This is a genomic window from Streptomyces sp. NPDC028722, from assembly GCF_040637655.1.
Classification (GTDB): Bacteria; Actinomycetota; Actinomycetes; order Streptomycetales; family Streptomycetaceae; genus Streptomyces.
In genome coordinates, this window is record NZ_JBEZWU010000001.1 from 243714 (window position 1) to 265727 (window position 22014).

19 protein-coding genes are annotated in these 22014 nt (G+C 73.6%); 9 read left to right on the forward strand and 10 right to left on the reverse strand.

What is annotated here, in order from left to right:
- Positions 1 to 53: 53 nt before the first annotated feature.
- Positions 54 to 410, reverse strand: coding sequence for an iron-sulfur cluster insertion protein ErpA (erpA, locus tag AB0F03_RS01080; RefSeq protein ID WP_121789178.1), 357 nt, complete (start codon positions 408 to 410; stop codon positions 54 to 56).
- A gap of 304 nt (positions 411 to 714) precedes the next feature.
- Here erpA and nadA point away from each other — a divergent pair, with 304 nt between their 5' ends.
- Positions 715 to 1899 (forward strand): quinolinate synthase NadA, encoded by a 1185-nt coding sequence (gene nadA, locus AB0F03_RS01085; RefSeq protein ID WP_361984960.1) that lies wholly within the window; start codon positions 715 to 717, stop codon positions 1897 to 1899.
- 65 nt (positions 1900 to 1964) lie between these two features.
- On the opposite strand, the gene AB0F03_RS01090 is transcribed toward nadA, so the two are convergent.
- The 5 genes from AB0F03_RS01090 to AB0F03_RS01110 form a co-directional block, all read right to left on the reverse strand.
- The gene (locus AB0F03_RS01090; protein ID WP_361984963.1) at positions 1965 to 5066 is read right to left on the reverse strand and encodes an efflux RND transporter permease subunit; all 3102 of its coding nucleotides are present in this window, start codon (positions 5064 to 5066) and stop codon (positions 1965 to 1967) included.
- Between the two features lie 192 nt (positions 5067 to 5258).
- Positions 5259 to 5939, reverse strand: coding sequence for a response regulator transcription factor (locus AB0F03_RS01095; RefSeq protein WP_361984966.1), 681 nt, complete (start codon positions 5937 to 5939; stop codon positions 5259 to 5261).
- The gene (locus AB0F03_RS01100; protein WP_361984968.1) at positions 5936 to 7153 is read right to left on the reverse strand and encodes a histidine kinase; all 1218 of its coding nucleotides are present in this window, start codon (positions 7151 to 7153) and stop codon (positions 5936 to 5938) included. The genes AB0F03_RS01095 and AB0F03_RS01100 overlap by 4 nt, the downstream gene beginning before the upstream one ends.
- A 566-nt stretch (positions 7154 to 7719) precedes the next feature.
- Positions 7720 to 7998, reverse strand: coding sequence for a hypothetical protein (locus tag AB0F03_RS01105; protein ID WP_361984971.1), 279 nt, complete (start codon positions 7996 to 7998; stop codon positions 7720 to 7722).
- 32 nt (positions 7999 to 8030) lie between these two features.
- Positions 8031 to 8822 carry a PspA/IM30 family protein gene (locus AB0F03_RS01110; protein ID WP_121789173.1) on the reverse strand — a complete coding sequence of 264 codons (792 nt, stop codon included), beginning with the start codon at positions 8820 to 8822 and terminating at the stop codon, positions 8031 to 8033.
- 246 nt (positions 8823 to 9068) lie between these two features.
- Between AB0F03_RS01110 and AB0F03_RS01115 the strand changes: the two genes are divergently transcribed.
- The 3 genes from AB0F03_RS01115 to AB0F03_RS01125 all read left to right on the forward strand — a co-directional run bounded on the left by AB0F03_RS01115 (position 9069) and on the right by AB0F03_RS01125 (position 11643).
- Complete coding sequence (locus tag AB0F03_RS01115; RefSeq protein WP_361984974.1) at positions 9069 to 9698, forward strand: DUF3043 domain-containing protein; 630 nt, start codon at positions 9069 to 9071, stop codon at positions 9696 to 9698.
- A gap of 77 nt (positions 9699 to 9775) precedes the next feature.
- Entirely contained in the window at positions 9776 to 10513 is a 738-nt protein-coding gene (locus AB0F03_RS01120; protein ID WP_361985801.1) for a class I SAM-dependent methyltransferase, read from the forward strand.
- A 56-nt stretch (positions 10514 to 10569) separates the two neighbouring features.
- Positions 10570 to 11643 (forward strand): trypsin-like peptidase domain-containing protein, encoded by a 1074-nt coding sequence (locus AB0F03_RS01125; RefSeq protein ID WP_361984976.1) that lies wholly within the window; start codon positions 10570 to 10572, stop codon positions 11641 to 11643.
- Positions 11644 to 11676: 33 nt separating this feature from the next.
- Here AB0F03_RS01125 and AB0F03_RS01130 read toward each other — a convergent pair whose 3' ends face one another.
- A complete protein-coding gene (locus AB0F03_RS01130; protein ID WP_361984979.1) occupies positions 11677 to 11886 on the reverse strand; it encodes a hypothetical protein in 210 nt (69 codons plus the stop codon).
- Between the two features lie 79 nt (positions 11887 to 11965).
- Between AB0F03_RS01130 and AB0F03_RS01135 the strand changes: the two genes are divergently transcribed.
- Positions 11966 to 13168, forward strand: a complete 1203-nt coding sequence (locus AB0F03_RS01135) for a bifunctional adenosylcobinamide kinase/adenosylcobinamide-phosphate guanylyltransferase (protein WP_361984981.1) — start codon at positions 11966 to 11968, stop codon at positions 13166 to 13168.
- A gap of 12 nt (positions 13169 to 13180) precedes the next feature.
- On the opposite strand, the gene AB0F03_RS01140 is transcribed toward AB0F03_RS01135, so the two are convergent.
- Complete coding sequence (locus AB0F03_RS01140; RefSeq protein WP_361984984.1) at positions 13181 to 14164, reverse strand: class I SAM-dependent methyltransferase; 984 nt, start codon at positions 14162 to 14164, stop codon at positions 13181 to 13183.
- Between the two features lie 133 nt (positions 14165 to 14297).
- On the opposite strand from AB0F03_RS01140, the gene cobT reads away from it, so the two are divergent.
- From cobT to AB0F03_RS01155, 3 genes are all read left to right on the forward strand, one after another.
- Entirely contained in the window at positions 14298 to 15431 is a 1134-nt protein-coding gene (cobT, locus tag AB0F03_RS01145; RefSeq protein ID WP_361984987.1) for a nicotinate-nucleotide--dimethylbenzimidazole phosphoribosyltransferase, read from the forward strand.
- A 152-nt stretch (positions 15432 to 15583) separates the two neighbouring features.
- Positions 15584 to 17380, forward strand: coding sequence for a phosphatidylglycerol lysyltransferase domain-containing protein (locus AB0F03_RS01150; RefSeq protein WP_361984990.1), 1797 nt, complete (start codon positions 15584 to 15586; stop codon positions 17378 to 17380).
- Between the two features lie 10 nt (positions 17381 to 17390).
- Positions 17391 to 18125, forward strand: coding sequence for a hypothetical protein (locus tag AB0F03_RS01155; RefSeq protein WP_361984992.1), 735 nt, complete (start codon positions 17391 to 17393; stop codon positions 18123 to 18125).
- On the opposite strand, the gene AB0F03_RS01160 is transcribed toward AB0F03_RS01155, so the two are convergent.
- A complete protein-coding gene (locus tag AB0F03_RS01160; RefSeq protein ID WP_361984995.1) occupies positions 18065 to 18829 on the reverse strand; it encodes a hypothetical protein in 765 nt (254 codons plus the stop codon). The two genes, AB0F03_RS01155 and AB0F03_RS01160, sit on opposite strands and share 61 nt — an antisense overlap.
- A gap of 96 nt (positions 18830 to 18925) precedes the next feature.
- Here AB0F03_RS01160 and AB0F03_RS01165 point away from each other — a divergent pair, with 96 nt between their 5' ends.
- Positions 18926 to 19711: an adenosylcobinamide-GDP ribazoletransferase gene (locus AB0F03_RS01165; RefSeq protein ID WP_361984998.1), complete on the forward strand. Its 786-nt coding sequence runs from the start codon at positions 18926 to 18928 to the stop codon at positions 19709 to 19711.
- 73 nt (positions 19712 to 19784) lie between these two features.
- Here AB0F03_RS01165 and AB0F03_RS01170 read toward each other — a convergent pair whose 3' ends face one another.
- Complete coding sequence (locus AB0F03_RS01170) at positions 19785 to 21821, reverse strand: hypothetical protein (protein WP_361985001.1); 2037 nt, start codon at positions 21819 to 21821, stop codon at positions 19785 to 19787.
- Between the last annotated feature and the right edge of the window lie 193 nt (positions 21822 to 22014).

The window sequence follows — 22014 nt, forward strand, 5'->3', positions numbered from 1 at the left end:
GGCCGCCGCCTTCGTCACACCGCCGGCGGTCGCGCCGCCGGACGGTCACTGCATCAGCTGAAGGAGTCGCCGCAGGCGCAGGAGCCGGTCGCGTTCGGGTTGTCGATCGTGAAGCCCTGCTTCTCGATGGTGTCCACGAAGTCGACGGTCGCGCCGCCCAGGTACGGAGCGCTCATGCGGTCGGTGACGACCTTGACGCCGTCGAAGTCCTTCTCCACGTCGCCGTCGAGCGAGCGCTCGTCGAAGAAGAGCTGGTAGCGCAGGCCGGAGCAGCCGCCGGGCTGGACGGCGACGCGCAGCGCGAGGTCGTCACGGCCTTCCTGGTCGAGCAGGGCCTTCACCTTGGCCGCGGCGGCGTCGGTCAGGATGATGCCGTCGGTGACGGTGGTGGTCTCGTCCGATACGGACATCTACATCTCTCCCGGGTTGTACGGAGACTGCTTGCCGACGAGTGCAACCGGCGCTTCCGCGGATTCATTCCGGGCCGGCCAGTCAGTGGTCGCGTTCGTTGTTCCTTCTTCATGCTCGCACATGCCCCTGGAGGCGGACAGCGGCCCGGAGCCGGACTCCGCCGGGCGGCGGGGGACCGGAGAGGGCCGGGGAGAGCGCCGAGGGGATTCACGTCACATGGACGTTATGGCCGTCGTCAAAGTGACGTGAACCAGCTATGATAGATAGCGTCAGTTAGACGAAAAGCAGAAAGGGTCGCGTGTCGTGACCACCGCCCAGACCCCGGAACTCGACGTGCAGCCGACTCCGCTCGCCCTGCTGCTGCTCGGCCGTGAGGCCGACCCGAGGAGCGAGCGGGGCGTCGAGTGCCCCGGTGACCTGCCCTCCCCGTCCGACCCCGACCTGGTCGAACGGGCCCGCGCGGCCAAGGAGAAGCTCGGAGACAAGGTCTTCGTGCTCGGCCACCACTACCAGCGCGACGAGGTCATCCAGTTCGCCGACGTCACGGGCGATTCCTTCAAGCTGGCCCGGGACGCCGCGGCGCGCCCGGAGGCCGAGTACATCGTCTTCTGCGGTGTGCACTTCATGGCCGAGTCGGCGGACATCCTGACCTCCGACGACCAGAAGGTCGTCCTTCCCGACCTCGCCGCCGGCTGCTCCATGGCCGACATGGCGACGGCCGAGCAGGTCGCGGAGTGCTGGGACGTGCTGACCGAGGCCGGGGTGGCCGACCTGGTGGTCCCCGTCTCCTACATGAACTCCTCCGCCGACATCAAGGCGTTCACCGGCAGGCACGGCGGCACCATCTGCACGTCGTCCAATGCCAGGCGCGCCCTGGACTGGGCGTTCGAGCAGGGCGAGAAGGTCCTCTTCCTGCCCGACCAGCACCTGGGCCGCAACACCGCCGTCCGTGACATGGGGATGTCCCTGGACGACTGCGTGCTCTACAACCCGCACAAGCCGAACGGCGGCCTCACGGCGGACGAGCTGCGCGCCGCCAAGATGATCCTGTGGCGCGGGCACTGCTCGGTCCACGGCCGGTTCAGCGTGGAGTCGGTGAACGACGTCCGCGCGCGCATCCCGGGCGTGAACGTCCTGGTCCACCCCGAGTGCCGGCACGAGGTCGTCGCCGCGGCGGACCACGTCGGTTCGACCGAGTACATCATCAAGGCGCTGGAGGCGGCCCCGGCCGGCTCCAAGTGGGCCATCGGCACCGAGCTGAACCTGGTGCGCCGCCTGGCGAACCGTTTCGCTCCCGAGGGCAAGGAGATCGTCTTCCTCGACCGGACGGTCTGCTTCTGCTCGACCATGAACCGCATCGACCTGCCCCACCTGGTCTGGACCCTGGAGTCCCTGGCCGAGGGCAACCTGGTCAACCGGATCGAGGTCGACAAGGAGACGGAGGCGTTCGCGAAGCTGGCGCTGGAGCGGATGCTGGCGCTGCCGTAGCGTACTGCCGCCGCACGCGCGAAAGGGCCGGGCCTCCCCGTGAGGCCCGGCCCTTCGTCATGCCGTCACACCCCGGCCGGCTCCGGCGTCCGCTGTGCCTTCGTCCGCCGCTTCTCGGCCCGCTTGTGCGCCCGGCGCTCCTTGCGCAGCTCCAGCGTCGCGTAGAGCGTCGGGACGAGGAGCAGCGTCAGCAGGGTGGAGCTGATCAGGCCGCCGATGACGACGACCGCCAGCGGCTGGGCGATGAAGCCGCCCTCACCGGTGACGCCCAGGGCCATCGGCAGCAGGGCGAAGACGGTGGCCAGGGCCGTCATCAGGATCGGGCGGAGGCGGTGCCGGCCGCCCTCGACCACGGCTTCCACCACGCCGTGACCCTGGGCACGGTACTGGTTGATCAGGTCGATCAGCACGATCGCGTTGGTCACCACGATGCCGATCAGCATCAGCATGCCGATCATCGCCGGCACGCCCATCGGGGTGCCGGTCGCGACCAGCAGGCCGATCGCGCCCGTCGCCGCGAAGGGGATGGAGACCAGCAGGATCAGCGGCTGGGCGAGCGAGCGGAACGTCGCGACCAGGAGCATGAAGACGATCGCGATGGCCGCCAGCATGGCCAGGCCCAGGTTCTTGAACGCGTCGTCCTGGTCGGAGGTGACCCCGCCGATCTCGGCCGTGGCGCCCGCGGGCAGCTTCAGGGCCTTGATTCCCGACTGGAGCCTGCTGCTGACCGCGCCGGTGTTGTCGCCCGTCGGCCTGGCCGTGACGGTGGCCGCGCGCCGCCCGTCGATCCGGGTCATGGACACCGGGCCGTCCACCGCCTTCACCGTGGCGATGTCGCCCAGCTTCACCGGGCCGAGCCGCAGCGCCTTCAGCCGGGCCAGGGTCGTGACGGGCTTCGCCGACCGTACGACGACGTCGCGCTCGGTGTCGTCGAGGACCGCCTTCGTGGCCGTCGTGCCGCGCACGGCCTGCGCGACCGCGGCGCCCAGCTTCTGGTCGTCGAATCCGGCCGCGGCGGCCTTCGCGTTCGCCCTGACCGAGATCCGGGGCACGCTCTGCGCGAGGTCGCTGGTGACGTCGGTGACGTGGTCGAGGCCGGCGACCGCGGAGCGGACCTGTTCGGCCGCCGTGCGCAGCGCCCGCGGGTCGGAGGCCTTCACGACGACGCTCAGGTCCTGGTTGCCGAAGCCGCCGCCGGCCGACACGGTGGTCGTGCCGATGCCGTGGAGCTTCGCCAGCCCGTCCGTCACGCGCTGCCGGACGTCGTCGTAGGACGCCGAGTCCTTCAGCATCACCTGGTAGGTGGCCTGGTTGGTGTCGGTGCCGCCGCCGAAGGCGGCCATGAAGCCGGAGGAGCCGACGGTGACCTGGTAGTCCTTCACGCCCTCGGTGGCGGCGAGCAGCTTCTCCACCCGCCGGGCCTGCGCGTCGGTGGCGGCCAGGCCGGTGCCGGGCTCCGTCTTCTGCCGGAGGGTGAGGACCTCCTGGTCGCCCTGGTCGAAGAAGTTGGTCTTGAGCAGGCCGGACATGCCGAACGTGACGGCCAGGACGGCGACGGCGATGAGCACGCTGGTGAGGCGGCGGCGGGTGGCGAAGCGCAGGACGGGGACGTACGCGCGCTGGAGGCGGCTGTTCGCCTCCTTCGCCTCGGCCGCGCGGCGGGCCTCGGCCGCGTCCCCGGGGGTGCCCTTGGGGGCGCGCAGGAACCAGTACGACAGGACGGGCACGACCGTCAGCGACACCAGCAGGGACGCCAGCAGCGCGGCCGTGACCGTGATGCTGAACGAGCCGAACAGGGCGCCCACCATGCCGCCGACCAGGCCGATCGGCAGGAACACGGCGACCGTGGTGAGGGTGGAGGAGGTGACCGCGCCGGCCACCTCGCGCACCGCGGTGAGGATGGCCTCCTGCCGCTCCTCGCCGTAGCCGAGGTGCCGCCTGATGTTCTCCAGGACCACGATCGAGTCGTCGACGACCCGGCCGATGGCGATGGTCAGCGCGCCGAGCGTGAGCATGTTCAGCGACAGGCCGCGCGTCCACAGCACGATCAGCGCGAGGACGACCGACAGCGGAATGGACACCGCGGTGACCAGCGTCGAGCGCACCGACGCCAGGAAGACCAGGATGATCACGACCGCGAAGAGCAGACCGAGCGCGCCCTCCGTGGTCAGGCCCTTGATGGACTTGGACACCGCCGGGCCCTGGTCGCTGACGACCGTGAGCCTGGCGCCCGAGCCGAGGTCCGCGCGCAGGCCGGGCAGCTTGTCCGCGACCGCGCCGGAGATGGCGACCGCGCTGCCGTCGTGGTCCATCGTCACGTTGACGGCGAGGCTGGGCCGGCCGTCGGTGCGTGTCAGGGAGTCGGCCGGGGCGGGCTGCTCCCGGACGGTGGCCACGGCACCGAGGCGTACGGGCCTGCGGGCGTCCTCGGCGGTGACGGTCAGGTCCCTGATCTGCTTCAGCGAGGTGAGGCCGCCGCCGACCTGGACGGTGCGGTCGGCGCCGTCCTCGTCGAAGGAGCCGGCCGGGACGGTCGCCCCGGCCGCCCTGAGGGCCTCGCCGAGGGACGCGGTGGTCAGGCCGGCGCGCGCGAGCTTCGCGTCGTCGGGGGTGACGGTGACCTGGAGGTCGCGGACGCCCATGACCTGGACGCGGCCGACGCCGTCGATGTCCTTCAGCGCCGGGACCACCGTCGTGTCCAGCTGGTCGGCGAGGGCCTGCTGGTCCTTGTCGGAGGTGACGGCGAGGACGACGGTCGGCATGTCGTCCGTGGAGCCGGAGACGACCTGCGGGTCGACGTCGTCGGGGAGCCGGTTGCGAGCCCGGTTCACGGCCTGCTGGACGTCGGAGACGATCCGCTTGGTGTCGTTGCCGTAGTCGAACGACGCCATGATCACGGCGTTGCCCTCGCTCGCGGTGGAGGTGACACCGCTGACGCCGTCGACGGCCTGGAGGTTGTCCTCGATCGGCTCGACGACCTGCTTCTCCACGACATCGGGTGCGGCGCCCTGGTAGGGGGCGATCACCGACACCATGGGCAGTTCGATGGTGGGCAGCAGCTGCTGTTTGATCTGGGGTATCGCGATCAGCCCGAAGGCGAGCGCGACGAGCGACACGAGCCCGACGAGGGCCCGTTGGGCAAGGCTGAATCCGGACAGCCGGAACATGGGTGAGGGTCTCTCTTCTGTGAGCGGCAGAAGCGCTGCGCCACGGCCCTGAACCACGGCGGAAGCAGCCACGGGACGCACAGGTGAGCGCCCACCCCACCACCCTGGACCATCGCGGGGAGCCGCTCCGTAGCCCCCAGGTCCCGTTCCTCGTCCGGCTCCTACTCCCCGCGCAGTACGCCAGGGTGGAGATCACTCCATCCGCGGACGGACCAGCCCCGACTCGTACGCGATCACGACGAGCTGGGCCCGGTCGCGCGCGCCCAGTTTGGCCATGGCCCGGTTGACGTGCGTCTTCACCGTCAGGGGGCTGACGGCGAGGCGCTGGGCGATCTCGTCGTTGGAGTGGCCGCCCGCGACCAGGCCGAGGACCTCCCGCTCCCTGCCGGTGAGCGCGCCGAGCCGCTCGGAACGGGCCGGATCCGGGCCGTCGCCGTCGTCGCCCCGGGCGAGGAAGCGGGCGATCAGGCCCTTGGTGGCGGCCGGGGACAGCAGTGCCTCGCCGCCGGCCGCGACCCGGATGGCGTTGAGCAGCTCCTCGGGTTCGCTGCCCTTGCCGAGGAAGCCGGAGGCGCCGGCGCGCAGCGCCCGGACGACGTGGTCGTCCACCTCGAACGTGGTCAGGATGACCACCCGGACCTGCCCGAGGGAGGGGTCGGCGCTGATCAGCCGGGTCGCGGCGAGACCGTCGGTGCCGGGCATCCGGATGTCCATGAGGACGACGTCGGGGCTGTGCTCCCGGGCCAGCCGGACCGCCTCCGCCCCGTCGGCGGCCTCCCCCACCACCTCCATGTCGGGCTCGGAGTCGACCAGCACCCGGAACGCGCTGCGCAGCAGCGCCTGGTCGTCGGCGAGCAGGACACGGATGGTCATACGGGCTCCCCCTGGGCCGTCACCGTCTGGACCGGCAGGATCGCATGGACGCGGAAGCCGCCTCCGGGGCGGGGGCCGGTGGTCAGGGCGCCGCCGAGGGCGGTGACCCGCTCGCGCATGCCGAGCAGCCCGTGCCCGCCGCCGGCCTCCGGCGCGCCGGGTCCTCCCGGGCCGTCGTCGAGGACGGTGACCTCCACGTCCGGACCGGCGCGGACGATGCTCACCTCGGCGCCGGCCCCGGGACCCGCGTGCTTCTGCACGTTGGTCAGCGCCTCCTGCACGATGCGGTAGGCGGCCAGGTCGACGGCGGCGGGCAGTGCGGCGGCCCGGTCGGCGCCGACCAGCCGGACCGGGAGGCCGGCGCTGCGGAAGGTGGTGAGGAGGTCCTCCAGGCGGTCCAGGCCGGGGGCGGGCTCGGTGGGGGCCTCCGGGTCGCCGCACTGGCGGAGCAGACCGACGGTGGCGCGCAGTTCGTTCAGCGCGCTGCGGCCGGCCTCGCGGACGTGGGCGAGGGCCTCCTTGGCCTGGTCGGGCCGCTTGTCCATGACGTGCGCGGCGACACCGGCCTGCACGTTCACCAGGGCGATGTGGTGGGCGACGACGTCGTGCAGGTCACGGGCGATGCGCAGCCGCTCCTCGGCGACCCGGCGGCGGGCCTCCTCCTCGCGGGTGCGTTCGGCGCGTTCGGCGCGGTCCCGCATGGCCTGGACGACCGCGCGGCGGCTGCGTACGGCGTCCCCCGCGGTGGCGCCGATACCGGTCCAGGCCAGGACGCCGAGGTTCTCCTGGGCGTACCAGGGCAGCGGGCCGGCGAACACGGCGGCGGCCGTCAGCACGGTCATGGTGAGCAGGCCGAGGCGCCAGGTGGTGGCGCGGTCCGTGGTCGAGGCGACGGTGTACAGGGCGACGACGGCGGACATCGCGACCGGGGCACGCGGGTCACCGGTGACGCACTCGACCACGGAGACGGTGCCGGTGAGGGCGAGGACCGCCTTGGGAGCGCGGCGGCGCAGGACGAGCGCCGCGGCGCCGACCAGCATCAGCAGGAGGCTGAGGGTGTCCGGGACGCGTACGCCCCAGGTCACGCCGTTCTCGCTCCGGGGCACCACGAAGGAACCGGCGACCATGCAGACCAGCACGCCCGCGGCGAGCGCCGCGTCCAGCGCGAGGGGGTGGGCCCTGAGGCTGCACCGGGCGCGTTCGAGAGTGCTCACGGGGTGAACAGTACGGCCCGGCCCCGTGCCGGTCAGCCACACGGACGAACGCCGCGCACCGGCCCGGCCGGGGCCCGCGACCGCGGGAACGCGGCCTCGGCCACAGCATCGCGGGCATCGCCACACGCGCCGTACGGGACCCGGGAGTCCCAGCCAGGCGGGCAGACCCGAGCCCGGGAGCGACAGCCAGGCGGGGGGTCACCGGCCGGCCGGGCCGCCCAACGGTGCGGAGGCCGCCGCCCGGCGAGCCCCGGCTCCGGCGGCAGGCCGGTCATCGCCGAGCGGGAAAGCCTCCGCAGTCCGGAGCAGGAGTCACGGCAGGCAGCTCCGGGGCCGCTGGAGGGCACCGGGGCCACCGCTCCCGAGCCCTGTTTCCCCGAAAGCATGACGGCCAGCGCCGCTCCGTCCCCGAGCCCGGAAGCACGACAGCCGGAACCGCGCCACCCCGAGCCCCGTTCCCCGGCTGCCTCGGTGGCACCGCCGAGGCAGCCGGCCGCTGCCCCGTGGGACCGCCCCTCGGGCCGCGGCCGGGCCCGTGCCGGAGTGGCCGGCGTAGGTGGCTGGGGTCAGCTGGGGATCAGGCCGTCGTCGCCGAGGAGGTCCCGGACCTCCTCCAGCGTCGCGTCCGGCGACGGCAGGATCAGTCCCGAGGGTTCCAGCGCGTCGTCCGGCAGCGGGGTGCCGAGCCGGCGGACGGCGTCCAGGAGAGCGGACAGCGTGCGGCGGAAGCCCTCACCGTCACCGCTCTCCATCTCGTCGAGCAGGTCGTCGTCCAGCCTGTTCAGCTCGGTGAGGTGGACGTCGTCCAGCTCGACCTGGCCCTCCCCCATGATCCGTACGATCACGTCGGCCTCCTCGGCTCGGTCCCGGCGCGGGGCTACTGCTTGTCGAAGCGCGGGGTGTCCTGCGGCTGCTGCTGGGTCTGTCCCTGACCGGTGCCACCCTCGATGGCCTGCTGCGGGGAACCGCCGGCCAGCTCCGCCTTCATGCGCTGGAGTTCCAGCTCTACATCCGTACCACCGGAGAGCCGGTCCAGCTCGGCCTGGAGGTCGTCCTTCTGCATGCCGGAGGGGTCGTCCAGGGCGCCGGAGGCGAGCAGTTCGTCGATGGCACCGGCCCGCGCCTGGAGCTGGGCGGTCTTGTCCTCGGCACGCTGAATGGCCAGGCCGACGTCGCCCATCTCCTCGGAGATGCCGGAGAAGGCCTCGCCGATCCGGGTCTGGGCCTGGGCGGCGGTGTAGGTGGCCTTGATGGTCTCCTTCTTGGTGCGGAAGGCGTCCACCTTGGCCTGGAGGCGCTGGGCCGCGAGGGTGAGCTTCTCCTCCTCGCCCTGGAGGGTGGTGTGCTGCGTCTCCAGGTCCGTCACCTGCTGCTGGAGGGCGGCGCGCCGGGACAGCGCCTCGCGGGCGAGGTCCTCACGGCCGAGCGCGAGCGCCTTGCGGCCCTGGTCCTCCAGCTTCGAGGACTGCTGCTGGAGCTGGTTGAGCTGGAGCTCCAGGCGCTTGCGGCTGGTCGCCACGTCGGCGACACCGCGCCGCACCTTCTGGAGCAGCTCCAGCTGCTTCTGGTAGGAGTAATCGAGGGTCTCGCGCGGGTCCTCGGCCCGGTCAAGGGCCTTGTTCGCCTTCGCGCGGAAGATCATCCCCATACGCTTCATGACACCGCTCATGGGCTTCGCGCGCCCCCTTCTGACGGACTCCGGCTCACCGATCCTGCGACAGGACCCACAGTACGGGCCCTGCCTCCATTACCGCACTGTTCGGGGAGTGATGCGCTCATCCCCGAGGACGACTGCGGTGCGCACCGCTCCGGCGTAAGGAGTAGGTGATCGCACCGGAGCGCCCGCTCCCGTGTCCTCTCTGTCCCTTTGAGGACGTCCGGTGTTGCCGGATCGTTCCCCGCCGGGCGGGGGAGCATGCCGGCGCAGCGCTTACCCTTGGGTTTTGTGTTCCGTAGCCGTGCCAAGGAAGAGAAGGCCCCGACCGCCGACAAGGCGCAGGTGACCCTCTCCAAGCAGCCCCGTGACCCGCAGGCCCCCAAGGGTCGGCCCACGCCCAAGCGCAGTGAGGCCCAGTCCCAGCGCCGCAGCGTGGCCAGTACCCCGACGAACCGCAAGGAGGCCGCGAAGCGGCAGCGCGAGGAGCGGCGCCAGGCCCTGGAGCGGCAGCGCCGCGCGCTGGCCGGCGGGGACGAGCGCTATCTGCCGGCCCGGGACAAGGGCCCGGTCCGCAAGTTCGCCCGGGACTGGGTGGACTCGCGGTTCAACGTGGCGGAGTTCTTCCTGCCGTTCGCCGTGGTGATCCTCGTGCTGAGCGTGGTCCGGGTGCCCGCGATCCAGACCGTCGCGCTGCTGCTGTGGCTGATCGTGATCGTGCTGATCGTGCTGGACGCGGCCGTCAGCGGCTTCCGGCTGAAGAAGCGGCTCAAGGAGCGCTTCCCGGACGGGAACACGCGCGGCGCGGTCGCCTACGCCCTGATGCGGTCCCTTCAGATCCGCCGGCTCCGGATGCCGAAGCCGCAGGTCAAGCGCGGAGAGCGGCCCTGAGCGCAGAGGCTTTCACCGGGGAGGCGGCCCGGCCGGCCGGACCCGGCGGGCTGCGTGAGGTCGTACGGCGGGAACTGCTGGCCCGGCAGCTCGACGAGCAGATAGCCGGGCGGTTCCCGGTCGGGCGGCGGCTGCGGGTGCTGGACGTGGGCATGGGCCGGGGCGCGCAGGCGCTGCGGCTGGCCCGGCTCGGCCACCAGGTGACCGGGGTCGAGCAGAACGCGACGCTGCTCGCCGCCGCCCGTGAGGCGCTCGGCCGGGAGCCGGAGGGCATCCGGGAGCGGGTCCGGCTGGTGCAGAGCGACGGCCGGGACACGGGTGTGCACTTCCTGCCGGGCAGTTTCGACGTGGTGCTGTGCCACGGCGTGCTGATGTACGTCACGGAGCCCGATCCGCTGGTGGCGGGTCTGGCCCGGATGCTGGCCCCGGGCGGTCTGCTCTCCCTGCTGGTCCGCAACGGCGACGCGCCGGCGATGCGGCCGGGTCTCAGCGGCGACTGGGCGGGCGCGCTGGCCGCCTTCGACACCGCCGCCCACGTCCCCCGCGCCCGGCCGGACACGGACGAGGAGAATCCCGTCCGGCTCGGTACGGACGTCCGGGCCGACCGGCTGGCGACCCTCAGCGCCACGCTCGACGGCATCGCGGCCCCGCTGCACGCCTGGTACGGCGTCCAGGTCTTCACAGACACGGTGCCGGACGGCGCGGCGGTCCCGGAGGACCTCCGGGCGCTGCTGGCGGCCGAGGAGCGGGCGGGCCGCACGGACCCCTACCGCGCGGTGGCGGCGCTGCTGCACCTGTGCGGCGTACGCGGCTGAGCCCGTTCGGGGCAACAGCACGGGCCGGGTGATCACCGCGCGGTGAGACTCGGGGCATGAACGCTTCCCCTGCCCGTGCCCCGCGGACGGCCGTCGTCCGGGCCCTCGCGCTGGTGTGCTGCGCGGCCCTGGCCGCCGGCTGCTCCGGTCCCGCCCGAGCCGGAGCGGACACCGCGGCGGCCACCCGGGCGGCCGTACCGACGTCCGTGGACGGCCTGGAGGGCCAGTACCTGAAGGTCATCGGAGAGGTCCTGCCGTCGGTCGTGCAGATCCGGGCGAGCAACGACCTGGGCTCCGGGGTGGTGTACGACGGTGACGGGCACATCGTCACCAACGCGCACGTGGTCGGCTCCGAGAAGACCTTCCAGGTGACCACCGCCCACAACCAGGAGCCGCTCACCGCGAGGCTGGTGTACTCCTATCCCGAGCAGGACCTCGCGGTGATCAGGCTGGACCGGCCGCCGGGCGGGCTCAGGCCCGCGGTGTTCGGGGACTCCGAGAAGGTGCAGGTGGGCCAGATCGTGCTGGCCATGGGTTCGCCGCTCGGGCTGTCGTCCAGCGTCACCCAGGGGATCGTCTCGGCGACCGGACGGACCGTCAGCGAGGGCAGCACCGGCGGTGGTACGGGCGCGACCATCGCGAACATGGTGCAGACGTCGGCCGCCATCAACCCCGGGAACAGCGGCGGCGCCCTGGTCGGCCTGAACGGGCGGGTCGTCGGCATCCCGACGCTGGCCGCGACCGACCCGGACCTCGGGGGCGGTGCGGCGCCCGGCATCGGGTTCGCGATCCCCGCGTCCATGGTGCGCACGGTCGCCGACCAGATCATCGAGAAGGGCAGGGTCGTCGACTCCGGGCGGGCCGCCCTCGGCATCACCGCGCGGACGGTGGTGGACGACCGCTACCGGCCGGCCGGGGCGGCGGTGGTCAGTGTGCACGGCGGCGGCCCGGCCGCCCGGGCGGGCCTGCGTCCCGGTGACGTCATCACCCGGCTCGGTGACCAGCCCGTCACCTCCATCACCTCGCTCTCGGAGGCGCTGGCGGCGGGCCGGCCGGGGCAGCGGACCACGGTGACGTACCGGCGGGACGGCACGGAGCGGACGGCTCAGGTCACGCTGGGCGAGCAGTGAGGAGGGAGGCGGCCCTCCTCACCGCCGGCCGGATCACGCGTCGGCGTGCAGGCTCATCGGCCCGTAGATCTCACTGGTCTCCTCGAACAGCCGCACCTGGTCGGCCCCGCCGTCCTTGAGGCTCTTCCAGTGCTCGCCGATCCAGGACTCGGCATCCCCCTGCGTGGTGAAGTCCTCCGGCTGCACGGCCGGCTGGACCTCCGTCCCGTCGGCCGTCTCGAACCGCCACGTCCATGCCGTCATGTGGTCCTCCTTCGATCCAACACCTGTCGGCAGCCTAGCCGGAAGCGCAAGACCTGCGCGGACAGGCGAAAATCGGTGCGTGGAAATCACTCTGCTCGGTACCGGTGCCCCCGCGGGACTGCCTCGCCCCGACTGTTCCTGTGCCGCCTGCGCGAGCGCGCTCGGGCCGGACGCGCGGGCCGCGACCGCGGTGCTCGTGGACGGGACGCTGCTGCTCGACCTGACGCCGGGAGTGGCGTTCGCGGCGGCCCGCGCCGGGCATTCGCTGGGCGGGGTGCGCCAGGCGCTGCTGTCGCACCCGCACGACGGCCCGGCGGTGGAGGTGCCGGCCGGGCTGCCGCAGCCCGGCCGGGTCGCGGACGGGCGGGAGCTGGCGCTGCTGACGGGGCATCGGGTGCGGGCCGTGGCGATGGACGCGGGCGGCACCGGGTACGCGGTGACCGGGCCGGACGGGCAGCGCCTGCTGTACCTGCCGCCGGGCGGGGCGCCGGCCGGTCTTCAGGGGACGGCGTCGGAGCCGTACGACCTGGTCCTCGCGGATGTCGTGGGCCGCCCGGACGCGCTCGCCCGGCTCCGCGCGGCCGGCTCGGCCGGTCCGGCGACGGACGTGCTCGCCGTCCACCTCGACCACGACGTGCCGCCGGGCGCGGAGCTGCGGCGCCGGCTCGCGGCGGCCGGGGCGCGGGCGGTCCCGGACGGTACGACGCTGACGGTCGGGGCGTACGAGGACGTGCCGGACGTGCCGCGCCGGACACTGGTGCTGGGCGGGGCCCGTTCGGGGAAGTCGGTGGAGGCGGAGCGGCGCCTGGAGGCGTTCCCGGGCGTGGTGTACGTGGCGACCGGCGGCACGCGCGGCGGGGACACCGAGTGGGCGGAGCGGGTGGCCACGCACCGGGAGCGGCGGCCGGGGTCGTGGCGTACGGCGGAGACGACGGACCTGGTGCCGCTGCTGGCCGGGGAGGGGCCGCCGCTGCTGATCGACTGTCTGTCGCTGTGGCTGACCGACGTGATGGACGCCGTCGGGGCGTGGGACGACTCGGAGTGGGCGGGCGGGGCGCAGAAGGCGCTGCGGGAACGGGTGCGGGAGCTGACGTCCGCGGTGCGCGCGGCGCGGCGGACCGTGGTGGCGGTGTCGAACGAGGTGGGGTCGGGAATCGTGCCGGCGACGGCGTCGGGCCGGCGCTTCCGGGACGAACTGGGGCGGCTGAACGCGGCGTTCGGGGCGGAGTGCGAACAGGTGGTGCTGGTCGTGGCCGGGCAGGCGCTGGTCCTCAGGGGCTGAGCGGCGCCCGGCTCACCGGGTGTCCTTGCGCGCGACGATGCGGTACGCGTTGGCGAACCGCGTACGGCGCAGCAGGGGCGCCAGCGTGCGGTCCACGGTCCCGGCCAGCGCCGGCAGGGGCTCGGCCATGCCTCTCAGCAGCGGGTTGACGTGGGCCAGGGCGAGGACGGCGGCCGCCGACAGGTCGTACGGCTGGTGCGGGGTCGTGCGGTCGGTGACGAGCACCGTGCAGCCCTGGGCCCGCAGTTCGGTGCGGAGGTTGGCGAGCGGGACCAGGTGCAGATGGCGGGGCTGGCCGTACGGGAGCCACCAGCTGCCGAGGAGCGTGGCGAAGAGGCAGCGCGGGTCGGGGGATTCGACGACCAGGTGGCCGCCGGGGCGCAGCACCGTGAGGGCGGCGTGGAGTTCGGCGCGCGGGTCGGGGGTGTGCGCCAGATGGTGGAACATGCTGACGACGTCGTAGCGGGCGCGCAGCCGGGCCGCCGTCCCGGGGGTGGTGAGATAACCGCGGTGCGCCTCCTCCACGCGGCCCTCCAGCAGCGCCTGTTCCACGCGGGCCGTCGGGTCCAGGCCGTCGAAGCTGGTGTACGGGAAGAACTCCTTCGCCGCCTCGGGGAAGCGGGCGTGGCCCGTGCCGACGTCCAGCCAGCTCTCCGGTTCGCGCAGTGCCGACAGGCGCCAGGCGGTGGCGCGGTGCCGGCGGCGGGCCACGTGGGCGGGGACGACGCGTTCGGTGAGCTGCTCCAGCTGGCGCTCGTAGAAGTCGCGGTGGAAGAAGGCGAGCCCCTCCGCGCTGAGCCGGGGGTTCTGGAAGGCGTGGCCGCAGTCACGGCACCCGTCCAGGGCGAACGTGCCCGGCCGGTGCCGCAGCGGGTCGGGTGCGCGCAGCCGGGTGCGCAGGCGCCGGGAGCCGCACCAGGGGCAGTCCTCGCGGCGCGGTTCCTGGAAGGGGTCGGTGGGGGTGGTGGTCCGGGGGACGAGAGGCGAGGTCGGCATGGGCGGCTCCCTGTGCGACATTCCGCTGCAAACCGGAACGTATGGGATACCGCGGTGAGGTGCAATGACGTCGCGGGGGTGTGGTGGCCATGTGGCACCTCGGCGTCAGTCCGCCGGCTGTACTGTTCGGCGAATGAGCAGGTTTGATCTGGACGACTTCAGCGATCTGATCGAGCGCCCGGACGGGGGCGTGCGCCGTGACGCCGAGGCCCGGCGGGAGCGCCGGGCCGTGCCGCCCGGGGCACTGGGCCGGCTGGACGAGCTGGGCGAGTGGCTGGCCGCCGCGCAGGGTGCCGTACCGGTGCGGCAGGTCGAACGGCCGCGCGTGGTGCTCTTCGCCGGCGACCACGGCATCGCCGGGCTGGGCGTCTCGGCGCGGCCCGCGGGCGGGGCGGAGCGGCTGGTGCGGGCGGTGCTGGAGGGTGCGAGCCCGGTGGCCGTGCTCGCCCGCCGGCTCCAGGTCCCGGTACGGGTCGTGGACATGGCCCTGGACTGCGATCCGGGGACGCTGCCCGAGGACGTGGTCCGGCACCGGGTGCGGCGGGGCAGCGGCCGTATCGACGTCGAGGACGCGCTCACCCTGGACGAGACCGAGGCGGCCCTGCGCGCGGGGGTCGCGGTCGCCGACGAGGAGGCCGACTCGGGAACCGATCTCGTGGTGCTCGGTGACGTCAGCGTGGGCGGGACGACGGCGGCGGCGGTGCTCGTCGCCGCGCTGTGCGGCACCGACGCGTCGGTGGTGACCGGGCGGGGCGGGCTGGCGATCGACGACCTGGCGTGGATGCGCAAGTGCGCGGCCGTCCGGGACGCGCTGCGGCGGGCGCGGCCGGTCCTCGGCGACCAGACGCAGCTGCTGGCGACCGTGGGCGGGGCGGACCTCGCGGCGATGACCGGGTTCCTGTTGCAGTGCGCGGTGCGCAAGCTGCCGGTGATCCTGGACGGCGTCGTGGCCGCGGCGTGCGCGCTGGTCGCGCAGCGGGTGGCGTTCCGGGCGCCGGACTGGTGGCTGGCCGGCCATGACAGCGGGGAGCCCGGGCAGGGCAAGGCGCTGGACCGGATGGCCCTGGAGCCGCTGCTGGAGCAGGGCGTGAAGGTCGGCGAGGGCGTGGGTGCGCTGCTGGCCCTGCCGCTGGTCCGCAGCGCCGCCGCCCTGGCCGCGGAACTCCCCGAACAGCCGGAGTCCGAGGCCACCTCCGTCCACCCGGAGTCCGAGGCCACCTCCGTCCACCCGGAACCCGAGGCCACCCCCCTCGCACAGCCGGAGTAGCCGCTTCCCCTCTTCGCTCTCCCCGTTCGCTCCGCCCCGGCCCGTCGCCCGTGTCGCCATGGGGCGGTGTTGTGGGGAAAAGTCGGGTGGATGGTGGCGGCCGGGTCAGATGGGTCTGGTTCGCCGGGGTCGCGCCCATATGATTCTGCCCCATGGGAGATGCCCGAATTGCCGTGGAGCAGCGTGCCGAGACAGAGCGGTCGGACGGGCGGGCGCGGCGGTCCGCCGGGGCTTCCCGCAGGGCCGCCGCCTTCGCCGTCTGGTACCTGCGGACGGTCGCGTTCATCAACTTCCTCAGCGGGGTGTGGCTCTCGCTCGGCCAGGACGTGCGCCGGCACAACCAGGACGACTTCTTCACGCCCTACCTGCTGACGGCCGGCTTCGCCTCCGGGGTGTTCACCGCCTTCCTGGCGATCACGATGCGGCGCCGGAAGCGGGCCGCGTGGATCCTGAACCTGGTGGTGAGCGGCCTCTTCCTGGCCCTGTTCGCGTTCGCCATGACGTTCCCGGACATCCGGCGGTACCCGCAGAACTGGGTCTCCCTGGCGCTGACGGCCGCCTTCGTCGGCGCACTGCTCGCCGGCCGCCGGGAGTTCTACGCCAAGGGCGACCGGTCCAACCCCCGGCTCGCGGCCACGGTGGCCGTCGTCGGGGGGCTCGCCGCGAGCCTGCTGGCCGGGCTGCTGGTGACCGTCACCAACCAGGCGCCGGACGCGGCCCGTTCGACGTTCCTGGAGCGCTGGCACTACGGAACCCTGCGCCTGGTGTCGGTGGCCGCGCAGGAGTCCCGCTTCCCGGGGATCGAGCCGCCCAACTGGACCAACGTCACCGTCAACGTCCTCAGCACGGCCCTGGTCCTCGCCGTGTTCTACGCCGCCTTCCGTTCCCGGCGGGCCGTCGACCCGCTCACCGAGGACGACGAGAAGCGGCTGCGGGCCCTGCTGGAGCGGCACGGTGACCGGGACTCCCTCGGCTATTTCGCGCTGCGCCGGGAGAAGAGCGTGGTGTGGTCGCCGACCGGGAAGGCCGCCGTCGCCTACCGGGTGGTCGGCGGAGTGAGCCTGGCGTCCGGGGACCCCATCGGGGACCCGGAGGCCTGGCCCGGGGCGATCGTGCCGTGGCTGGCGGAGTCACGGGCGCACGGGTGGATCCCGGCGGTGATGGGGGCGAGCGAGGAGGCCGGCACCGTCTACGCCCGGCACGGCCTGGACGCCCTGGAACTGGGCGACGAGGCGATCGTGGAGGTCGCCGAGTTCACCCTGGAGGGCCGGGCGATGCGCACCGTCCGGCAGGCGCACAACCGGGTGCGGCGGGCCGGGTACCGGGTGCGCATCCGGCGCCACGAGGACATCCCGGCGGACGAGATGGCGTACCTCGTGGAGCGCGCCGACGACTGGCGGGACGGCGCGACCGAGCGCGGCTTCAGCATGGCGCTGGGCCGGCTCGGGGACCCGGAGGACGGCCGGTGCGTGATGCTGGAGTGCACGGACGCGCAGGGCCGGCTGCGGGCGCTGCTCTCCTTCGTGCCGTGGGGGCCGCACGGGCTGTCCCTCGACCTCATGCGGCGGGACCGGGACTCCGACAACGGGCTGATGGAGTTCGCGGTCATCGAGCTGCTGCGGCGGGCCGGCGAGATCGGGATCACGCAGGTCTCACTGAACTTCGCCATGTTCAGGTCGGTCTTCGAACGTGGCGCGCGCCTGGGGGCCGGACCGGTGCTCAGGCTGTGGCGGTCGCTGCTCAGCTTCTTCTCCCGCTGGTGGCAGATCGAGTCGCTGTACCGCGCCAACGCCAAGTACCGGCCCATCTGGGAGCCGCGGTTCCTGCTCTTCGAGAAGAGCGCGGACCTGCTGCGCATCGGCCTCGCCTCGGCCCGCGCGGAGGGCTTCCTGGAGGCGCCGGGACTGCCGAAGTGGCTGCACCGCAGGCACCTGGACACGCACCGGTGAGGAACGTCTGATGAGAACGCCCGCCCGCTGGGCCCGCGCCGAGTGGGGGCTGCTGTACGACACCGCGCGCACGCCCCTGCGGGAGCGGGGCCCGGCGGCACTGCCGATGACCGTCGGGGTGGTGTGCCTGACGGCGTTGCTCCAGTACGTGCAGAACCAGCCGTGGGGGTACCGGGTGGTGCAGGACCTGGGCGCCGTACGGGCCGAGGACCCGCTGTGGCTGGCCCTGCTGCGCACCCCCCTGTCGCTGTTCGTGCCGGCGCTGGACCTGCCGGTGTGGGGGGCGCTGGCGCAGCTCCTGCTGGTGTTGGGGGTCGCCGAGCTGTGCCTGGGGTGGTGGCGGACGCTGGTCATCGCGTACGTCGCCACGCTCGCCGGCACGCTGTACGCGCGCCTCGGCATCACGCTCGGCGCGCACGCCCCGTTCGGGTTGCCGTGGACCGACGCGCAGGTGGTGGACACCGGCCCGTCGGCGGCCGTCGTGGGGCTGGCGGTGTTCGTGAGCTGGCGGTACGGCGCCTACGGGACGGCGGGCGCGGTGACCCTGGCGATGGTCGTCGAGGTGCTGGTGAAGGGGAACCTCGCGGGCAAGGAGCATCTGGCCGCGCTGACGGCCGTGGGGCTGCTGTGCCTGCTGGTGGCGGTGCGGCACCGGCACGGCCGCGTGCCGCCCCGAACCCTGACTCACCTGCCGCCGGGCAGGCGCGCCGGGCGTGGGTCGGGCTTGCCGCCGATCCAGTCCTGAACGGCGCGGCGCGGCCGGGCCCAGCGGCGGTCGTGGTGATAGGCGCGCAGGGCGGCCCTGGCGCGGGCGCGGGGACGGCCGCCGTAGAAGCGGCGGGCCCACGCGGAGCCGGGGCGGGCCAGCCGGACGGCGCCGACGAGCGCGACCAGCGGCACGATCGTGCCGAAGACGGCGGTGCGGGTCTTGCCCTTGCCCAGGGCGATGAGCGAGAAGAGGAAGTTCCCGGCGATGGTGGCGATGACGCTGCCGCGGTCCGCCAGTTCCTGCTGGGTCAGGTCGTTGACGCCGAACGGGGAGAAGCCGGCCAGCAGCAGGCCGACCAGGGCGGCGGTGAGCACGACGACCTCGACGCTCTTGCGGCCGTCCTCGGTCCAGTAGACGTCGTTCAGGTGCAGGATCAGCGCGAACTCGTCCAGGACCAGGCCCACGCCGATGCCGAACACGACGGCCGCGACGGCCCCGCCGGCGCCGTGCCGGTCGCTGGCCACCGCGCCGAAGCCGCCGACGACGGTGAGGACGACCCCGGGGACGGCGTGGTGGATGTGCAGGCCGCCCGCCTCGACGTTGCCGAACGGGCCCCTGCCCGCGCGGATCAGGCGGGTGATGACGCGGGTGACGACGAAGGTCAGCACGAAGGCGCTGAGGGCGAGGAGCAGGGGCAGCTTGCCCGGCTCGACGATGTTCCGCACCCACCAGTGCCCCATAGGCGCACATTACCCGGATATGCCCGACTGTCTCGGTCGGACCGGATGGGCCCGGGGGCGGGAGGCGGCCCGGTGGGCGCCCGGTAACCTGCGCCGGTGCTCACGTCCTCCCCTCTCGACGGTCTCCGCTTCGCCTTCGGCACCCTCACCGTGCTGCCCGTCCGGGTACGCCGGTGGGACCGGGAGGCCGCCCGCGGGGGCATGCTGTGCGCCCCGGTGGCCGGTCTCGTCGTCGGCGGCTGCGCGGCCGGGCTCGGCCTGCTGCTGCTCCTGCTCGGCGCGGGACCGCTGCTCGCCGCCGTCGCCTCGGTCGCCGTACCGGCCGCGCTGACCCGGGGGCTGCACCTCGACGGGCTCGCCGACACCGCCGACGGGCTGGGCAGCGGCAGGTCCGCAGAGGACGCGCTCAGGATCATGAAGCAGTCGGACATCGGGCCGTTCGGGGTGCTCACCCTGGTGCTGGTACTGCTGGCCCAGGTGGCCGCGCTGGCCCAGCTCTACGGCGGTTCCTGGGCGCGGGGTGCGCTGGCCGCGGTCGTCTCGGCGACCGCCGCCCGTCTCGCGCTCACCCTGGCCGCCCGCGCCGGGGTGCCGGCCGCCCGCCCGGAGGGACTGGGGGCGGCGGTGGCCGCGGTGGTGCCCAGGGGCGCGGCGCTGGCGGTGGCGGCCGGGGTGATCTGCGTGGCCGGTGCGGCGGGGGCCTGCCTCGGCGGGTACGACAGCGTGCGTACCGCCCTCGCCGTGGCCGCCGCCGTCGTCGTCGCCGAACCGCTGCTGCGGCGCTGCGTCCGCCGGTTCGGCGGGGTCACCGGGGACGTGTTCGGCGCGCTCGCGGAGACGGCCGCGACGGCCGCGCTCGTCGTGCTGTGCCTCGGCCGCTAGCCGCCGCCCGCGGCGTACGCCGCCTCCGGGGCGCGGGACCGTGCCCGGCACCGCACCCCTTCGGCGTGCTTCCCTACGGCAGTTTCAGTGTGAGCGCCGCCTGGAGGGCGCCCGGTGTCCCCCACGCCGAGCGCGTGCCCGCGTACGGCGTGCCGAAGGCGGCGGAGGAGAGCAGGAACTGCTGCTTGGTGCCCTCCGGTGCCGTGACCGGGATCCTCGTCCCCGACGGGGCGGTGACCGTCACGGTGTTCCCGACGCGGTAGGCGGTGACCTTGCCGGCGTCGAGGGCGGTCTGCCACCGGGCCCGGTTCTGGAGTTCGGCGCCGATCGCGCTCTGACGGAGGTTCACGACGGGGGTGTTGTCGGCGAACAGTGCCCGGTGGTCGGCGAGGACCCGGTCCAGCACCGGGTAGAGGACGCGGTCCTCGGCCAGGTTGGACTGGTGGGCGTAGTGCGGGCGGGGGTCGTTGCTCAGGACGTGCCCGAGGTCGGTGTGCGCCTCGGCCGGCACGATGCGGTCGGTGAACCCGGTGGCGGTGTCCAGCGGCTCGGACAGGCAGGTGGAGGCCGGGTTGTCCGTGCAGACGCCGCTGCCGCCGTCGGCCTTCGCGGTGTAGATCCAGTTGTACTCGTCGGCCATCTCGGCCTTGGTGCCGGCGTTGTAGTACACGTTCATCGGGTAGCGGGGCACGGTGAGCGCGCTGCCGCCCACGGCGCGCTGCGCGGACTCCCGGGAGTTGTCGGAGGCCGTCCACCTCACCCCTTCGGCGGCCAGCGCCGGCCCGAGGCCGGGGTTGTCCTGCGGCTGCTGCGGCAGGGTCTTCAGGCCGGAGTGCTCACCGGTGACCAGCTCGCTGCGGTCGACGGGCAGGCCGTGCGAGAGCGCCCAGTCGGCGTTGGCGGAGATCTCCCGGGAGATGTCGGAGCGGCTCACCCACCTGGTCGTGCCGTCGGCGTTCTTCGCGCAGCTCCACGGCACGGCCGAGGTGTCCTGGACGCAGCCGAGGAAGAGGTGGGTGTAGGTGTGGTTCACCCAGCGGTAGGCGGCCTTGTCCGTCAGGAGCTGGTCGGCGAGCGGGTCCTTGCCGCCGTTCCCGGTCCTCCACTCCTCGCCGGCGCCCGCGTTGAACGCCAGGTCCAGCGTGAAACCGTGGCTCTTCTCCCACTGGGCCGCGTACTGCGCGTCGGCCGCGGTCATGCGGATCGGTGTCCCGGTGTCCTCGCCGCCGCCCGCGCAGTCGATGTCGCCGGGCGTGCAGTTGCGCTCGGTGTCCCAGCGGGCGTCGGACGCGAGGACGTCGTCGACGTGGACGGCGAAGTAGTCCCGGGCCTGTCCGAGGTGCACGCCCTGGGTGAGCCACTCGACCATGCCGCGGGCCAGGACCCGGAACTGCTGCTGGTACTGGTTGTAGGCGAAGGTGACGACCAGCTCGCGGCGGCCGTCGTGCGCGTACTCGCCGAGCAGGGTGCCGGTGCCGGAGCCGCCGGGCACGGGGGTGTCGACGTAGCTGGTGAAGCCGGTGCGGGGCTGGGCGACGAAGCCGTAGCTCTCGTCCGCCGAGGGCGTGTCGTCCTCGAAGGAGAAGGAGCCCCGCAGATAGCCGAAGGGACCCGTCCGGCCGGCCGGGGTGACGGTGGCGCTGCGGCCGTCCAGCGGGCCGGTGTACCCGTCGTGGTCGGCGTAGTCGAGCCCGACCCCGGGGTGGGCCCAGGTGTAGGCGTCGACCTGCGGGATGCCGTAGGTCCTCTCGTACGTCTCCAGGGCCGTCCGCTCGGCGGAGTCCGCGCCGAACGGGGCCTCGTTCGGCAGGACCACACCCTGGAACCTGGCCCGGGGCCGGCCGCCGACGGTGTCGCTCAGGAAGGCGCCGGTGATCGTGGGGCGCCCGGAGTCGCCCAGGTCGAGCACGGTGTACGGGACGCCCTCGCTCCTCAGCTGGGCGGCGATCGCGCCGGCCGGGCCCGCGCCGTCGTCGACGACCAGCACCCGGAGGTCGACGCGTGGCTCGGCCGCCGCCGAGGCGCCGGGTGCGGCGAGCCCCAGCGTGAACAGTCCCGCGGCCGTGACGGCGACGCCGGCCGTTCTCCGACGGTACGCGCGGTGGGCCATGACAGGTTCCTCCCCCCAGAGGATCCGCCGCGGTGAGCCCGTGGCGGATCGGTGGCAATCTCGCGAACCGGTGGGTCGTCACCCGGTCGGAACCCGTCGAGTGTGGCCCAGATCACGTGTGCGCGGGGCGAGAAATGGCCATGTCGCCACGCGCGGCTGAACGCCCGAAGGAATGAGCGATCGGGGGGACGCG

Excerpts from the sequence above, each read along its gene's own strand:
- erpA (WP_121789178.1), bottom strand. The coding sequence starts at position 410 with ATGTCCGTATCGGACGAGACCACCACCGTCACCGACGGCATCATCCTG.
- AB0F03_RS01090 (WP_361984963.1), bottom strand. The coding sequence starts at position 5,066 with ATGTTCCGGCTGTCCGGATTCAGCCTTGCCCAACGGGCCCTCGTCGGG.
- AB0F03_RS01095 (WP_361984966.1), bottom strand. The coding sequence starts at position 5,939 with ATGACCATCCGTGTCCTGCTCGCCGACGACCAGGCGCTGCTGCGCAGC.
- AB0F03_RS01110 (WP_121789173.1), bottom strand. The coding sequence starts at position 8,822 with ATGAGCGGTGTCATGAAGCGTATGGGGATGATCTTCCGCGCGAAGGCG.
- AB0F03_RS01115 (WP_361984974.1), top strand. The coding sequence starts at position 9,069 with ATGCCGGCGCAGCGCTTACCCTTGGGTTTTGTGTTCCGTAGCCGTGCC.
- AB0F03_RS01125 (WP_361984976.1), top strand. The coding sequence starts at position 10,570 with ATGAACGCTTCCCCTGCCCGTGCCCCGCGGACGGCCGTCGTCCGGGCC.
- AB0F03_RS01130 (WP_361984979.1), bottom strand. The coding sequence starts at position 11,886 with ATGACGGCATGGACGTGGCGGTTCGAGACGGCCGACGGGACGGAGGTC.
- AB0F03_RS01140 (WP_361984984.1), bottom strand. The coding sequence starts at position 14,164 with ATGCCGACCTCGCCTCTCGTCCCCCGGACCACCACCCCCACCGACCCC.
- cobT (WP_361984987.1), top strand. The coding sequence starts at position 14,298 with ATGAGCAGGTTTGATCTGGACGACTTCAGCGATCTGATCGAGCGCCCG.
- AB0F03_RS01150 (WP_361984990.1), top strand. The coding sequence starts at position 15,584 with ATGGGAGATGCCCGAATTGCCGTGGAGCAGCGTGCCGAGACAGAGCGG.
- AB0F03_RS01155 (WP_361984992.1), top strand. The coding sequence starts at position 17,391 with ATGAGAACGCCCGCCCGCTGGGCCCGCGCCGAGTGGGGGCTGCTGTAC.
- AB0F03_RS01160 (WP_361984995.1), bottom strand. The coding sequence starts at position 18,829 with ATGGGGCACTGGTGGGTGCGGAACATCGTCGAGCCGGGCAAGCTGCCC.
- AB0F03_RS01170 (WP_361985001.1), bottom strand. The coding sequence starts at position 21,821 with ATGGCCCACCGCGCGTACCGTCGGAGAACGGCCGGCGTCGCCGTCACG.